Source organism: Lysinibacillus sp. NPDC056185 (genome assembly GCF_047737915.1).
GTDB lineage: Bacteria > Bacillota > Bacilli > Bacillales_A > Planococcaceae > Lysinibacillus.
Genome location: NZ_JBLLLQ010000006.1, coordinates 55,664 through 72,682, shown reverse-complemented (window position 1 = coordinate 72,682; position 17,019 = coordinate 55,664). Strand labels below are relative to the sequence as shown.

Below are 17,019 nucleotides of genomic sequence, written 5' to 3'. Positions count from 1 at the left end.
AAGCCTCACTCCTTTGCAAATTGGATAATATTGAGTGCTACCAATTGCGTAAACAACGCTGCAAGTGGTAAGCCGACAACATTGTTATAATCTCCTTCAATTCGTTTTACTAGAAGAGTTCCAGCAGTTTGAATACCATAACCACCTGCTTTATCAAATGGATCTCCCGAATCTACGTATGCTTCGATGAGCTCCTTCGATAAATGATGAAAAACAACATTTGTCTCTTCGACGAATGTAGTTTCATTACCGTTAGGCTCAATAATGGCAACAGCTGTCATGACCGCATGACGCTTACCTGATAAGCGCAATAAGTGAGAAATTGCTTCCTCACGATTTTTAGGTTTATGGAGTAGCTCATCATCATAAACAACAATAGTATCTGCTCCAATAATCGTGGCCTTTGGAGCTTTTTTCGCCACATCACGTGTTTTTAATAGAGCTACACCTTTTACATAATCTTGCATTGTAGTTGCCTGGACGCTTGTCTCTTCTACTTCACTAGTTATTATGTCAAATGGAAGTGATAGCATAGCAAGCAATTCTTTTCGTCGTGGTGAAGCTGAAGCAAGCACTAGCTTGTGATTTGTTTTAAACATTATCTGACCATTCCTCCTTATTAGTTATCATAACGGAGAAATTGGGATTTGAAAATTTTCTAAAAATCAAGAAAATGCTAATTTCACTATCTTTTGTGTTTAAAATTTCACTTGAAGACAAGCATTTTTCGATTTGTAATGGGCAAAAACTTGTAAGCGAACAATACTAATATCGGTTGAAATAGACGAGGCAGCCGCTCCAATAGATTGCCAATCAGCAGGCAACGTAGAATCCTTCGAATTATCTTTAAAATTTAATTTTGTTGCATTTTTGTCAGCTAGCACAGATGGAAGTTCTGCAATCGTTGCCTCCTTACAACTGTCACCGCTTAAAGTAAATGCTTTTTTAAATGTTGCAGGATCTTTTAAAAAGACAAGCTGACTTTCATCTGTAACCATACTTGTCCAAACATAAAATTTTCCGTCAACCTCGACAACGGCACTTTCTTTTAATGAAGGATGTTCAGATACAAACGAGCTTGCACTTTCATAATTTGAATAGACCCCTGCTTGACTTGCAAAAAACATAGGTCCGTTCGTTGCTCCTCCAGCTGTTGGAATTGTTTCTCCGGATGAATTACCATTATTACTTTTAGTGGCTACCTCAGTGCTATCGTTTTTTAAAGAAAATTTAGTACTTGCTTGAAGAATACCTAAAAAAAGGGCTACACCAAAAAGTCCAACTATTCCTCCAATAATCATCGCTCGAAATACTTGTTTTTTCATCACATGACTGACAATTTTCATTCGACCATCACCTCTTTCTTTAACATATCAAAGTCAATTTAGACAAGACGAGATTGTTACAATTTGATATATAAGTATATGTATAAAAGAATGTGTAAATGCTAATTTACTACATTTTGATTTAATAGTTATTTTCGATGTTTCACTTCAAAAATAACTATTTTTGCAACGAAAGTTTTACTATAAACAAAAAAGATCAAGCGTGTTTATTAACCATTTTTATCCACTCTAATTAATTAGAAGGCTCTGATTTCCGCTGCGGGCTACTCGCTTTGTAGCTGCCGCTTTGCTTTCGCTACAGAAAACATTTGTCGCTGACGCTTCGCTTTCGCGCAGAGCAAGGCTTCCTGCGGGCGAGCGTCGAGCCGCTTCCTCCGCTGCGCTCCGTGCAGGGTCTCGTCTGTCTCGCTTTCCCGCGGGAGTCGAGTAGCCCTACGCTACAATCAGTTAAAATGGGCATACATTAGCAAAATATCAACAAAAAAATCCTTTAACAGCCAATAAAAGCCTATATTTCCCTAATCAACACGCCTGAAAAAAAATCAAAGAACAATTTTACTCAAATAGTCCATCGTATAAATTATTTTTCACACTAAATAAAAAAAATCAGGACTCATTTTTATGAGTACCTGATTTTGTTCGTTCAACTAAATGCTAACTATTTTTTAATCTACTACGTACTTCCGTTAATAAATACAGCGAACCCGATACAATCGTTCTCGAATTGTTTTCTGACTGTAGTTTTAAAAATTGCACATAATCTTCTAAAACTGTTTTACGAGAGGCGTTCGACAGCTCAAGCATGTTGTGAGCAGCCATCGCACGGGGATTATTGAAATCAACAAAGTAAAAACAATCACTTATCTGCTCGAATTGCTGCAAAATCTCTTTTACAGCCTTATCAGCAAGAATACCAATTACAAAAGTAATCTGCTCACCTGGGAACTCTTGCTTAATCGTTTCTATTAATTTCTCAGCACTCGCTGGATTATGCGCACCGTCTAAAAAAATATAAGGCATAATTTCTTCAAAACGTCCTAAAATGGTTGCGTTTTTCACAGCTTTTTGAACAGCTTCTTTACTAACTTGTAACTGTAATGAGTTCGCCACTACAAAAAAAGCTGTAATAGCTAGAGCCATATTATTTGCCTGATGAGCTCCCTTCATTGTGCGTGTAAGCTTTGTTATATGGAAGTCATTGTCGTTATGCATATAGCTCTCTCCATCATTCTCTCGTTCTACATAAAATTGATGATTTAGTTCAAGAACGGATGAATGTTTTTTTTGAGCTTCCTGATAGACTATATTCTTCGCTTCTAACGGTAGATCCCCGATAATAACTGGACGATACGGCTTAATAATTCCTGCTTTATGATGGGCAATACTTTCAATCGTATTTCCTAAAAAATTCGTATGCTCTAATGCGATACTCGGTATGATTGACACAATTGGTGTAACCACATTCGTACTATCAAGTCCCCCCCCCATACCTGCTTCAATAAGGGCGATATCTACATCACTAGCAACAAAGTGTAAAAATGTTGCAACCGTTAAAAGTTCGAAATCTGTTAGTCTCCCACTTAGTCCAGCTGCCTGCATTTGTTGAAATACATGATTCATTTCCGCTTCTGTAATAGCTTGACCCTCTACTTGAATTTGGTCATGTACGTCCACAATACAAGGAGACATAAATTTACCAACACGTAAGCCATGTTCTTTGGCGATAGATTCTAGAAATGTAAGTGTCGAGCCTTTACCGTTAGTCCCTGCTAAATGCACGACTTGCAATTTGTTTTCTGGATTACCTACTCGTGCCAATGCCTCTTCAATCGCAGTTAGACCAGGTTTAATAACATCATCACTCTGAACATTCCACTTTTCCTTGTAGCTATTCAATTTTGGGATCATCGTTGTTCCCCCTGTAGCCATTGTCGTATTTCAGCTATAAAATACAATGAGCCTGTAATGACGATAACATCTTCATCATTTCTTTGATGCAGCATCGTTTGAACCATTTCACGGCAATTCGCATTATACATTTTGTTCGTGTTTGTAGATAATGCAGCTAATTGATCAGCAGGCATAGCATTCGGTAGCTCAATTTGTGTAAACGCAATTGATGTAGCAATACTATCCATTAAAGCGATACTTTTCGCATGATCTTTATCCGATAATGCTGCATATATAAATCGATAGTTTTGGCGTGGATAAACCGTTTTTAGTGTTTGAATTAGTGCGGCAGTTCCTTCAGAATTATGTGCTCCGTCTAATATAATATTGTCAGGTAATTGCTCAAAACGGCCTGCCCACTGAGCTTTAGCCAAAGCTTGACGAATTGATTCATCTGAAATGTCAATGGCTTCATTCTCTCTTAACGTTAGGATTGCTGTAATCGCAAGGCTTGCATTATTTATTTGATGCGGCCCAGCCATTTTCAATGGAACAGCCACCATCTCAACATTTGCTTTTCGGTAATTAAAGTGCTGTATATTAGTACCTTGTTCAATGTTTTCAACCGTAAAGTCCTTCCCTAAAACAAAACATGGGGCATGACGCTCATTTGCTACCTCTTCGATAACAGTAAGTGCCTCCTCACTTTTAACACCCACTACAACAGGTATATTTTCTTTAATAATGCCAGCCTTCTCAAACGCTACCTTTGCTAATGTATCTCCTAAAAACGCAGTATGTTCTAGTGAAATCGTTGTAATAATCGAAATTAGGGGCGTAATGACATTCGTAGCGTCTAAACGTCCACCAAGTCCCGTTTCAATCAGCGCAATATCCACTTCTTCATCCGCAAAATGTTGGAACATAATAAGTGTTACAACTTCAAAAAAGCTCGGAAAGTCACCTTCATAATGTGTCTCAATAATCTCAGCAATTTTATTCATATAGTGTAAAAATTGTTCATCAGAAATTTGATTTCCATTAATAGTCATACGTTCATTAACACGCTCTAAATGGGGTGAAGTAAAGGCGCCTACTTTATAGCCAGCATGCTGTAACATTTCTCTTAGCGCATTCACTGTTGACCCTTTTCCATTTGAGCCTGCTAAATGGATAGCGCGCAGCCTATCCTGCGGGTTATTAAGAAGTACCAATACCTCTCGTATTAATACGAGCGGTGCACGCTTATGATCAACTGCCTTTAACGTAAAAATAAAATCTGTACATTCTTTCATCGTTTTAAACAAAAGAAACACTCCCTCTTACTACAATATCTCTATTTTAGTATAAGTAGCGCCCAATACACATACATTTCGAAAAAAACTCTTGTACTTTGAATGAAAGCTAAAACAACACATATGTTTTGTTGCATTAAAAAACAGCGGATGACTTTCGCCATCCGCTGTCTCAATCTTACATATTTTTCAGTTCTTCTAAACGTTTTAATACAACCGCATGTTTACTTTCGTAATCGGCTAATTTTTCACGTTCTGCATTAACTAATGCTTCTGGCGCTTTGGACACGAATTTCTCATTCGATAACTTACCAGTTACTAGTTTGACTTCTTTTGCCCATTTCTCTAATTCTTTTTCAAGACGAGCAATTTCTTCTTCTAGATTAATAAGTCCAACAAGCGGTAGGAATAGCTCAGCTCCAGTAACTACTGCTGTCATTGACTGACCAGGAGCTTCTAAACTTTCTCCAATTGTTAGCGTTTCTGGATTACAGAATTTTTCTAAATATGCTTTATTGGCTTCAAGTACTGTAGCCGTTGCAGCATCCTTCGCTGAAATGTATAGCGGCACTTTTTTGCTCATAGGTGTATTTACTTCCGCACGAATATTACGTACTGAACGTATAATATCCATTAGGAGCTTCATATTATCCGCTTCCTCAGCAAAATGAAGATCCGTACGTACAGTTGGCCATGCTGCCACTGTAATTGATTCACCTTCATGAGGTAAATGCTGCCAGATTTCTTCTGTAATGAACGGCATGAATGGATGTAATAGACGCATAGTTTGATCTAAAACGTAAGCTAAAATAGAACGAGTTGTTTTCTTAGCTGCTTCGTCATCACCGTATAACGGTAATTTCGCCATTTCAATATACCAAGAACAGAAATCATCCCAAATAAAGTTATATAGCTCGCGGCCAACTTCGCCAAATTCGTAGCGTTCTGCAAGAGATGTTACACGTTCAATTGTTTCATTTAAGCGAGTTAGAATCCATTTATCGGCAACTGATTTTTCACCAGTTAAGTCGATTTCATCAAATGTTATACCTTCCATGTTCATTAAAGCAAAACGAGAGGCATTCCAAATTTTGTTAGAGAAGTTCCAAATTGCTTCTACTTTTTCAGTTGTATAGCGTAAATCCTGACCAGGTGAAGATCCAGTAGCTAAGAAGTAACGTAATGAATCGGCACCGTATTGATCAATAACGTCCATAGGGTCTACACCATTGCCAAGTGATTTACTCATCTTACGTCCTTCACCATCACGTACTAAACCGTGAATTAATACATCTTTGAATGGACGTTGACCTGTAAATTCAAGACCTTGGAAAATCATTCGAGAAACCCAGAAGAAAATAATATCATAACCCGTTACAAGTGTGCTTGTTGGATAGTAACGTTTATATTCTTCATTTGTCTCATCTGGCCAACCCATTGTAGAAAATGGCCATAGTGCTGACGAGAACCATGTATCTAAAACGTCTTCATCTTGTGTCCAATTTTCTGCATCTGCTGGTGCTTCTTTTCCTACGTAAATTTCACCTGTTTCATTGTGATACCAAGCTGGGATTTGGTGACCCCACCATAACTGACGAGAGATACACCAGTCACGAATGTTATCCATCCAACGAGAATATGTGTTTTCGAAACGAGATGGTACGAAGTTCACTTTTCCTTCTTCATCTTTTTGAAGAGCAAGTGAAGCATCAGCGAGTGGTTGCATTTTTACGAACCATTGTGCTGAAAGATATGGCTCTACAACAGCACCAGAACGTTCAGAGTGACCTACTGAATGTGTATGCTCTTCAATACGGATAAGCACGCCCGAATCTTGTAAATCAGCTACGATTTGCTTACGGCATTCAAAGCGATCCATACCGTTATACTTGCCAGCAAGCTCGTTCATTGTACCATCTTCATTCATAACAAGAATGCGTTCTAGGTTGTGGCGGTTACCAACCTCAAAGTCATTAGGATCATGTGCTGGTGTCATTTTTACAACCCCAGTACCAAATTCCATATCTACGTAGTCATCTGCTACGATAGGAATTTCACGACCTACGATTGGTAAAATAACTGTTTTACCGATTAAGTGTTGATAGCGCTCATCTTTCGGGTGAACAGCTACCCCAGAGTCACCTAGCATTGTTTCAGGACGTGTAGTCGCAACTTCCACATATCCTGAGCCATCAGCTAATGGGTATTTCATATGATAGAATGCACCTTGAACATCTTGATAAATAACTTCAATATCTGATAATGCTGTTTTTGCAGCAGGGTCCCAGTTAATAATGCGTTCGCCACGATAAATTAAGCCTTTTTCATATAATTGAACGAAAACAGTTTTAACTGCATCGGAAAGACCTTGATCAAGTGTGAAACGCTCACGAGAATAATCTAACCCAAGACCAAGCTTCGCCCATTGATCGCGAATATGCCCAGCATACTCTTCTTTCCATTCCCATGTTTTTTCGAGGAATTTTTCACGTCCTAAATCATAACGTGTAATATTATCTTCTCGTAGTTTGGCTTCTACTTTTGCTTGTGTCGCAATACCTGCATGGTCCATTCCCGGTAACCAAAGTGCATCATAACCTTGCATGCGCTTCATACGAATTAAAATATCTTGTAATGTTGTATCCCATGCATGGCCAAGATGTAGTCTACCTGTTACATTCGGTGGTGGAATAACGATAGAATAGGGCTCCTTTTCACTTGTAGGCTGTGCCTCAAAAAATTTCCCTTGTAACCACCATTCATAACGACCCGCTTCAATGGACTGCGGATCATATTTTGTAGGCATTGAAATGTTTTCTGTCATTTTGACTCCTCCTGTTGACTTAATAATTTTACATGTGTGAGATTGTACCAATCATTCTGTTTTTATGTCTCAGGTAGAGGCATATGTACCAGAAGATTAATGAAAATAAAAAAAACTCCTAACGTCTAAAAGGACGAAGGAGTTTAAGTTCGCGGTACCACCTTTAATTCCAGCAGAGGCGTGTTAAGCTGTCACACATTTCATTAGAAAAAATGTACTACTACTTAAGCCTTTTACTACTGGCTCTCAATTCGGTAACGGTGTTTAACCGGCTTTAACTACTGTTAGTTCACTAAAGCTGCTCGAGGGCTACATTCAATTAGGTACATATAGAAACTTTTCAGCTACCGTTTCCTCTCTTAAAATGTACTAATAATTTACTCTTCCCTGTCATAGCATCTATATTCGACTTTTTCACATTGTACCGCAGAATCGTAGAATTTTTCAAGTGATTTAGTCATTTTTTAGGAAGCACTACTAGAAAAGGAAGTGAAAATTCAAATGCGTCGACGTAAGTATAATCCTTGGCATTTACCACCATGGCTACGACAATTTCGTTTTTATTGCAAAACGATAATTGTGCCAATTTGTGTTTTTCAGTTTATACGTGTCATCATCATTCCAACATCTGGAGATTTTGTCATCCTATTGCTCCTGCTTCTTCTATGCTATTTACTTTTGAATGAAGTCATTTGAAACACGAACCTTTAGCGGCGTATAATCTTCCGTTAAATCCCAAATCATCGATGGAACTTCATGCCAGGAGCTGGATTCACGGACTACAATATGACTTGAGGATTCCCTCAACATGGTTTTTTGCACAGCTGGTGCAGCCTTTTCTTTTTTGTCTGAAGCTACTATTGCTTCAGACTTTTCCTTTTTTACTGCAAATGTTACAAACTTTGATTTTTCCTCTTGTTCTGATGTTGTTACAACTGTAGAATTTTCTACTTGTGCTGAAGCCGCTTCAGCTATAGTTTTTTCTTCTTGTGCAGAAGCCATTACAGCTATAGTTTTTTCTTCTTGTGCTGAAGCCGCTTCAGCTATAGTTTTTTCTTCTTGTGCCGGAGCCACTACAGCTATAGTTTTTTCTTCTTGTGCCGAAGCCACTACAGCCGCAGGTTTTTCTTCTTGAATCGAAGCTACTACTGCTGCCGTTTCTTTTATAAGAGATCCCTTCTCTATTTGAGCTGAGGCATTGACAGTAACAGGCTGTTTTTCTAAAACATGCGCTTTTTCGAATGCTCGCTCAGGCTCATTAAAAATACTTGTAACCGTCCATTCGAGCTGACACATCTGATTCGTCAATTTAGGTCGAACATCCTTTACCATTAAATCTTCAATAGCTGCTTCCTTTGGTAAATCCACATTTAAAGGAACTGCATACTCAAAATAACCAGTATCCCCTTGAATATCGAGAGCATCAATTTGTACTAATTCTTCATCATCTAAGAAAGCTTGCATGTCTTGAAAATCAAAACGAACATGTGCTGTGATATGATAGATACCCATTAATCGTAGAGAATCTTCTAACTGCATCGTCTGCCACCGTGGCATAATTTGTACATCTGCTATTTCTGTTGGACTGCCATAGCCAGGAAAACAAAAAGTTTCACTCATATTCCAAGTTTTCTGTTCGATAATAATCCCTCCCCTTGCATCATATGAAGCTCCGAAGGATAGTATGCTATAGGATGATTAATCAATTTCGTCTTGGCTTAATAATGTAGCTGTCACTTTGCTTTCGCGGAGGATAAACATTGCGTTCGATTTTCGAACTGCACCTTGGAAAGTGACACATAGAAAGCCCCCAGGAAAGAACTAGAGCGGAACATTTAATCACCGTTGATAAGCCTAAAAAAGGCATACTAGAAAACTTCTAGCATGCCTCTTTACTGTTGGTTCAACAGCGAATTATACATTCACCAATTTAATTCTATTCGCTACACGATCTGTTAACATTTGTGTTGCTTTTGGTACAATCGGCTTAAAGATTGGATTTAAAACAGGACCAGCTAATCCTCCTGCTGTTACTTCTAAGAAGCCTGTCATTTTTGTATTTTCTGCATCAATACTTTCTGCTAAGAAATAACCGTTTCCTGAAAAGTTATCAGAAAGTCCTTTTAACTCGAATGTTACTTTTGTAGGTGCTGCCCATTCTAAAATAGTAATCTCTACTTTTACTGTTTTTTTCAGAACACCAACATTGCCTTTAAACGTCCAATTTGAATGTTTTTCATCAATCATTTCATGTGCATTATAACCTGGGACAAGCTTTGCCCATTTTTCCATATCACTGACGAAATCCCATACATTTTCAATTCCTACGGGTACTTCGACCATATGTGTGCCAGTTGCCATATCAATTCACTACTTTCTTTTACGAATAGCTCTATTATATACGATTTCGCCTACAATTTGGCTATGCTGAAAGTTATAATTTTAATAAATTTTTTTCAAGCGGTAACGATCATACATTCATTATCATTTAACGGGTAAAAATGGATCATCACCAAAACGTGTGGTTGATTTCCGTTCCGACTTGGCGCTTTGATGCTGACGCTTCGCTTTCGCACAGATAAAACATTTGTTGCTGACGCTTCGCTTTCGCGCAGAGCAAAGCTTCCTGGGGGCGTCCGATGAGCCGCTTCGCTTCGCTGCAGGGTCTCGGGCCAACAGATGTTTTTTGCGCGAAAGCGTAGTGCTAACGCAGCGTCAGCAAAAGCGTTTCATTCTGTGCGAAAACGTAGTGCAACGAAGTGACGGCAACAGCACCGATGTTGGTCACGAAGGCGTTATCACAGGACGTGATGGTTTTAGCCTTCGTTCCTCTTAATCGCTAAACCCCAAGGAGTCGCCCAGCCGGAACGAAGATCAACTTATTTACATAGTAGACATTTTACCAAAATTCATCCACAACTTTTTGTGATGAACCGTAAAAATATAACCATTGCAGACAAAAGTAAATTACATTACTAAACAACAAAAAATAGCATGCCAGAAAATACTCCTAGCATGCTATTTTGTAACTACCTATTATCTTGCTAATTGTGCAAATACTTTATGGAAAGCATCAACCGTTTTTGCGATATGCTCTTCCGTATGTGCAGTAGAAATAAATAAACCTTCAAATTGAGATGGCGGTAAGAAAATACCTTCTTCTGCCATTAGACGGAAGTATTCAGCAAATAATTGTAAATCAGACGTTTTTGCTGAATCAAAATCAATAACATCTTCGTTCGTAAAGAAGAAACCTATCATTGAGCCAGCACGATTCACAGTATGTGGAATATTGTATTTCGTTGCTGCTTCACGGAAACCAGCCTCTAATTGATCTCCTAGCTTTTTGAAGTATTCATAAGAACTATTATCAAGGCGAGATAATGTTTCATAGCCTGCTGTCATTGCTAATGGATTCCCTGACAATGTTCCAGCTTGATAGATTGGACCAGCTGGTGCTACTTGCTCCATAATTTCTTTTTTCCCTGCAAATGCACCGACAGGAAGTCCACCACCAATTACTTTTCCTAACGTTGTCATATCTGGTGTTACATCAAAATAACCTTGTGCACAGCCATAGTCAACACGGAAGCCTGTCATAACTTCATCAAAAATTAACAATGTTCCATGTTCCTTTGTTAATTCACGTAAGCCTTGTAGGAAGCCTGGTTGTGGAGGGACAACGCCCATATTCCCTGCGACTGGCTCAACAATTACTGCCGCAAGCTCTGAACCAAACTTTTCGAAAATTAGTTTTGCCCCTTCTAAGTCATTGTACGCTACTGTTAACGTATTACGTGCAATATCCGCTGGGACACCAGGACTGTCAGGTAAGCCTAATGTAGCTACCCCTGAGCCTGCTTTAATAAGTAAGGAATCTCCATGACCATGATAAGAACCCTCAAATTTCAAAATTTTATCGCGTCCTGTAACACCACGAGCTACGCGTAAAGCAGACATCGTAGCCTCTGTCCCAGAAGACACGAAGCGAATCATTTCCATACCAGGAAGACGATCTAATACTAATTTAGCTAATCGATTTTCTGTATAGCTCGGTGCTCCAAACGAAGAGCCTTTCGCTGCTGTTTCTGCAATTGCTTGTACAACTTCAGGATGTGTATGACCTAAAATAAGAGGTCCCCATGATAATACATAATCAATATATTCATTGCCATCAATGTCTTTAATAATAGCACCTTGACCAGATTCCATGAATATTGGATCCATATTTACGGATTTGAATGCACGTACTGGGCTACTAACGCCACCTGGCATTAAGTTAATTGCTTCAGCATAAGCTTGTTTTGATTTTTCGTAAGAACGCGTCATTTATTTCTCCTCCAACCAACGTGCAACATCTTTAGCATGATACGTAATGATTAAATCTGAGCCTGCACGTTTCATGCTAAGTAACGTTTCAAGCACTACTTTTTTCTCTTCAATCCAGCCATTAATAGCCGCTGCTTTAATCATTGCATATTCACCAGAAACGTTGTATGCAACAATCGGTAATGTAAAGTTATTTTTTACATCACGAATAATATCTAAATAACTTAGAGCTGGCTTAACGATTAAGAAATCTGCACCTTCTGCAATATCCGACTCTGCTTCACGGAATGCCTCCATACGATTCGATGGATCCATTTGGTATGATTTACGATCACCAAATTGAGGCGCACCATCAGCCGCTTCTCGGAATGGACCATAGTAGCTAGATGCATATTTTACGGCATATGACATAATCGGAACATTTTCAAAGCCTGCTTCATCTAGTCCTGCACGAATCGCTGCCACAAAACCATCCATCATATTGGAAGGAGCGATGATATCCGCACCGGCTTTTGCTTGTGATACTGCTGTACGTGCTAAAACATCTAATGAAGGATCATTTAAAATTTGATCGCCTTCAATTAAGCCACAATGACCATGATCTGTAAATTCACATAAGCATGTATCTGCAATAACTAAAAGCTCTGGGTAGCGAGCTTTAATAAGTCGTGTTGCTTCTTGCACAATACCATGATCATGGAATGCACCAGTTCCGACTGCATCTTTTTCTGCAGGTAAGCCAAATAAAATAACCGCAGGAATACCTAAAGCAACAACTTCATCAATCTCAGCTTCAAGTTTATCTAATGAAAATTGAAAAACTCCCGGCATAGAAGATACTTCGTTTTTAATATTTTCGCCTTCCATAACGAAAATTGGATAAATTAAGTCCTCTTTGTGTAAGTATGTTTCTTTTACCATTGATCGTATAGCAGCATTTGCACGCAAACGACGATGTCTCTGAAATTGTAATTTTGTCATTTTCTTTCTCCTACTTTCGTTATTTCCTCGATAACTGCTTGCATTGTATATACGCTCGGCATAACATCTACAATAGCACCGTGATTTAAAATAGCTGCTTCTGTAATATGACCGATTACTGCTACACGCACTGCCCCCCAACCAACTACCGAAGCTACATCCTTTGCGTAGACATCAACAGCGGAAGGGCTAGCAAAAATCACTGTGACATCACTATTCGCACAGATACATTCAATCATTAATTGTTTTTGATCATGTCGCTCAATCGTTTCATAAACTGTCCATTCCTTCAATTTAAAGGGTAGCCCTTCCTTTAATGTCTTTTTCGCTTTTTCTCCACGAATAAATAGACACGTAGGATTGCTACCTGCTACATTAGGAAATTCTTGAACAAATACATCTGCACTAAATATAGAAGGCATAAAACTCACATGGAATCCTAGCTTTTCTAAAGCTGCAGTAGTTTTAGTACCAATAGAAGCAATTTTCCCTTGAAAATGCGCAGCACTTACATTAAAGCGTTGCATCTTGTTAGCAAAAGCTTCTACCGCATTTTGACTCGTAAAAATGAGCCATTCAAATTGACGTGCAAACTCTAACTGCACATCGTCGTTACTATCGATCAGCTCACAAGTTTCAATCAATGGGGCAATTACTGCTTGGCCACCTAAAGCTGTAATATCATCTATTATTGTTGTCGTTTTAGATGTACCTGTCAAAATAATAGTTTTACCTTCTAAAGGTAAATTATTTTGCATCTTGCTCTGCCTTTACTCGTTGAATTAATTCAAAAGCACCTTGCTTCGTTAAAATCTCAGCAAGCTCTTTCCCAACTGCTTCCGCATCAGTGCCCACAAAAGTTTCCTTATAAACAACTGAAGCATCTGGTGCAGCAACAAGGCCAGTTAATGTAATTTCTTCCCCATTAGACTTTGCGTATCCTGCGATAGGTACTTGACAGCCACCATCCATAGCCGCTAGGAAAGCACGCTCTGCATGTGCTTCTTTCCATGTTAGGCTATCTGTTAACTTGCCTAATTCCGTTAATAGCTCCGTATCGTCTCCACGGCATTCAATGCCTAAAGAACCCTGTGCTACTGCTGGTAGACAATCCTCTACAGATAAAAACTCAGTCACTACATCATCGCTCCAGCCAAGGCGTTTTAGTCCAGCTGCTGCTAAAATAATTGCATCATATTCATCCGTTTCAAGTTTAGCTAAACGTGTATCTACATTTCCACGAATCCATTTAATTTCTATATCTGGACGGACTGTTAAAAGTTGAGCACTGCGACGAAGAGAACTTGTCCCAACTACAGCTCCTGCTGGAAGATCGGCAAATTTCACATGTCCTTTTGAAATAAATGCATCACGCGCATCTTCACGTGGTGGAATACAGCCAATTACTAATCCTTCAGGCAGTACTGCAGGCATATCCTTCATAGAATGAACAGCAAAGTCAATTTCTTTATCGTAAAGTGCTTGTTCTATTTCTTTTACGAAAAGCCCTTTACCACCTACTTTAGATAGCTGTACATCTAAAATTTGATCACCTTTCGTGACAATTTCTTTCACTTCAAATTCAAATGGTACACCAGCTGCTTTTAACTCATTGATAAACCAATTTGTTTGTGTTAAAGCTAGCTTACTTCTCCTAGAACCTACAATAATTTTTCTCAACAGTCTCCAACCTCTCTTCTAATACCATAAATGGAATCGTGATAAACTACTTCCTAAAAAGAAGTTAACTACAACTAATAGGTAAGCGTATATATGTACCCACGCATAAGTTGTCCCTGTCAGTTTACCTTTACGATTCACATACAATATAAAGCAATACAAAATTAAAATAATAAAGGACCCAATAATCTTCGCATCAAAAATCGAAAAACTCTCTAGCGTTAGTAGTGCCCATTCAAACCCTAAAACTAAACTTACAAATAGCACTGGAATAGCAATGAAAAATGAAACATTCATCCAGTTACTCGTCTGCTGTAGTGATGGTAACCTTGTCCATAAATGTGACCATTTTTTCTTTTTTAGCAAACGATATAATACTAAATACAATATCGCAAAAACAAATGTTAACGAAAACACTGCATACGATAATATTGCAAATGATATATGAATAAACAGCAATTCCGAAATTAAAGTATCGCTAACTACTCCTGTTGACCGTTTTGGCATAAAAGTAAAGATACTAGCGAATAAAAATCCTAGTATATTAATAACAAACACCGGTAGATCAACCCGTGCAATACAGTGCAAAATAATTGATAATGTCACGAGCAGCCAGGAATAAAAGAGAATCCCTTCTGACAAAGATAAAATCGGAAAACGCTTCGTTTCCACAAAAGTTAAAATAATAATGGCACTTTGAATTACCCATACGAATGAAACAAGCCAAAAAGCAATTCGCCTTGCTCGTATTTGCTTATAAAAGTAATCAGTAAAGTAAAATACTAGACTGATCCCATACAAGACGATCATTACTTCATAGAGCCTTGTCATTGTCAAATCAGCCAATAGACATCCCTTCTTTATTTTGAAAGTGCTAAAGTAGTGTACTTTAGCCTAGAAAAAAAAACGTTTTCGTATCCTTAGTTTACCATACAGATACGAAAACGCCTCATTTAAAAATCAGTAGAAAATCTCGTTCGCGGGATAAAGCTCGTAGGACAACTTTTCTAAAGTTGCACCGCGAACACATAGACATCTTTAGAAAGAATACTTTGGTTCAGTGGAAGATTGTGACGACTGTAAGCGCTCTTTGCGTTCAAGCTCTTGTTCTGTCATCGCAGTAACTTCAGCTTCCACAGCATCCTCAATACCGAAAATTTGTTGGAATAAACGTAACTGTTCATTTGCTTTTGGTGAATTTGCCATTTCCTTAGCTTGCAAAATTGGTTCTTTTAACAATTGATTAATAATAGACTTTGTATGCTTACTTAAAATTTTACGTTCTCGATCCGTTAAATCCGGCATTTTATTTTCGATACTAATCATTGTCTCTTCTTGAATATGATTCGCTTTTTTACGTAAAGCCGAGATGACAGGGACAACGCCAAGAGTCGCAACCCAATCTTTAAATTGCACAACCTCTTTGCCAATCATTACAGAAATATCAGCCGCAGCACGTTCACGTTCAGCTAAGTTTGCTTCGACGATGCCTTGTAAATCATCTATATCATATAAGAAAACATTTGGTAAATCTCCAACACGTGGATCAATATCACGCGGCACTGCAATATCTACCATAAATAATGGTTTACCTTTACGCAAACGTTCAACAAATTGCATCAATTCATAGTCAATAACATAATCTGTTGCACCTGTAGACGTAATTAAAATATCCGCTTCTAATAACGAACATTGTAGTTCCTTCATAGATTTTGCTTCACCGTCAAATTTAGCTGCCAGACTTTCTGCTTTTTCGAACGTACGGTTAATTACGGTTACTTTTCCTACACCGCTACCGTAAAGGTTCTCAATAGCAAGTTCCCCCATTTTTCCTGCACCTAAAATTGCTACATGTTTACGTTGTAAAGATCCGAATATTTTTTTCGCTAATTCAACTGCTGCATAAGAGACAGATACCGCGTTTTCACCGATAGCCGTTTCATTATGTGCACGCTTCGCAAATGTCACCGCTTGTTTAAATAGTTGATTGTATACCGTACCTGTTGTTCCAATCTCTTGTCCATTTAAGAAGCTTTTTCGTACTTGTCCTAAAATTTGAGTTTCGCCAAGTACCATCGAATCAATTCCAGCCGTCACTTTAAATAAATGTTCGATTGCCGCATCTTCTTCACGAATTGTTAAATACGAAGAAAATGTCTCCACAGGTAGGTCGAACCAATTTGCTAAAAATTGTTTCACAAAATGACGTCCAGTATGCACTTGATCAACTACTGCATATATTTCTGTGCGGTTACATGTCGAAACAATAACATTTTCTAATATACTTTTTTGCTTCTGCAGCGCTTCCATTGCCTGTGGTAGTTCACTCTCTATGAATGATAACTTTTCACGAATCTCAACTGGCGCCGTTTTATAATTCAAGCCTACTACGATGGTATGCATGAATAACACCTCTCACGTTCTAATTAACAAATCTCATTATAGCACAGTTCGACAATAGTTCATCAATAATTTGTGAACATGTCATGAAGAACTGAAATTCATCTACATTAGAATTATTATAATCTAAGTTTAGCAAATTATACGTTCGGTTTCAAATTTATTGTTTGTCCAGAAATTTTATAAAGAATCAGGATATATTGTTTAACCATCTTCATCTACTTCTATTAATTAGAAGACAATGATTTCCGCTACAGGCTACTCGTTTCCTGCG

General features: G+C 38.2%; 13 protein-coding genes and 1 other annotated feature. All 13 genes read right to left on the bottom strand.

Features of this window, described 5'->3' with window-relative positions; translation table 11 throughout:
- Positions 1–5 precede the first annotated feature (5 nt).
- Positions 6–599, bottom strand: coding sequence for a Maf family protein (locus ACMZ42_RS08165; RefSeq protein ID WP_370075435.1), 594 nt, complete (start codon positions 597–599; stop codon positions 6–8).
- Positions 600–698: 99 nt separating this feature from the next.
- Positions 699–1,346, bottom strand: coding sequence for a hypothetical protein (locus ACMZ42_RS08160; protein ID WP_370075436.1), 648 nt, complete (start codon positions 1,344–1,346; stop codon positions 699–701).
- 654 nt (positions 1,347–2,000) lie between these two features.
- Positions 2,001–3,254, bottom strand: a complete 1,254-nt coding sequence (locus ACMZ42_RS08155) for a bifunctional folylpolyglutamate synthase/dihydrofolate synthase (RefSeq protein WP_415731131.1) — start codon at positions 3,252–3,254, stop codon at positions 2,001–2,003.
- Complete coding sequence (locus ACMZ42_RS08150; protein WP_415731130.1) at positions 3,251–4,543, bottom strand: bifunctional folylpolyglutamate synthase/dihydrofolate synthase; 1,293 nt, start codon at positions 4,541–4,543, stop codon at positions 3,251–3,253. Before ACMZ42_RS08150 ends, ACMZ42_RS08155 begins: the two co-directional genes overlap by 4 nt.
- A gap of 166 nt (positions 4,544–4,709) precedes the next feature.
- Complete coding sequence (locus ACMZ42_RS08145; protein WP_415731128.1) at positions 4,710–7,355, bottom strand: valine--tRNA ligase; 2,646 nt, start codon at positions 7,353–7,355, stop codon at positions 4,710–4,712.
- A 126-nt stretch (positions 7,356–7,481) separates the two neighbouring features.
- Positions 7,482–7,758: a binding site (T-box leader), on the bottom strand.
- A gap of 269 nt (positions 7,759–8,027) precedes the next feature.
- Complete coding sequence (locus ACMZ42_RS08140; protein ID WP_415731126.1) at positions 8,028–8,975, bottom strand: valyl-tRNA synthetase; 948 nt, start codon at positions 8,973–8,975, stop codon at positions 8,028–8,030.
- Positions 8,976–9,269: 294 nt separating this feature from the next.
- Entirely contained in the window at positions 9,270–9,716 is a 447-nt protein-coding gene (locus tag ACMZ42_RS08135) for a CoxG family protein (RefSeq protein ID WP_370075441.1), read from the bottom strand.
- 675 nt (positions 9,717–10,391) lie between these two features.
- Positions 10,392–11,684 (bottom strand): glutamate-1-semialdehyde 2,1-aminomutase, encoded by a 1,293-nt coding sequence (gene hemL, locus ACMZ42_RS08130; protein ID WP_370075442.1) that lies wholly within the window; start codon positions 11,682–11,684, stop codon positions 10,392–10,394.
- Positions 11,685–12,665 (bottom strand): porphobilinogen synthase, encoded by a 981-nt coding sequence (gene hemB / locus ACMZ42_RS08125; protein ID WP_402873231.1) that lies wholly within the window; start codon positions 12,663–12,665, stop codon positions 11,685–11,687.
- On the bottom strand, positions 12,662–13,423 hold the full coding sequence (locus tag ACMZ42_RS08120) for a uroporphyrinogen-III synthase (protein WP_415731124.1): 762 nt from the start codon (positions 13,421–13,423) through the stop codon (positions 12,662–12,664). Before ACMZ42_RS08120 ends, hemB begins: the two co-directional genes overlap by 4 nt.
- The gene (gene hemC / locus ACMZ42_RS08115; RefSeq protein WP_415731123.1) at positions 13,413–14,345 is read right to left on the bottom strand and encodes a hydroxymethylbilane synthase; all 933 of its coding nucleotides are present in this window, start codon (positions 14,343–14,345) and stop codon (positions 13,413–13,415) included. Before hemC ends, ACMZ42_RS08120 begins: the two co-directional genes overlap by 11 nt.
- An 18-nt stretch (positions 14,346–14,363) precedes the next feature.
- Positions 14,364–15,191 (bottom strand): cytochrome c biogenesis protein CcsA, encoded by an 828-nt coding sequence (ccsA, locus tag ACMZ42_RS08110; RefSeq protein WP_370075446.1) that lies wholly within the window; start codon positions 15,189–15,191, stop codon positions 14,364–14,366.
- 192 nt (positions 15,192–15,383) lie between these two features.
- Complete coding sequence (hemA, locus tag ACMZ42_RS08105; RefSeq protein ID WP_370075447.1) at positions 15,384–16,748, bottom strand: glutamyl-tRNA reductase; 1,365 nt, start codon at positions 16,746–16,748, stop codon at positions 15,384–15,386.
- Positions 16,749–17,019: the final 271 nt, after the last annotated feature.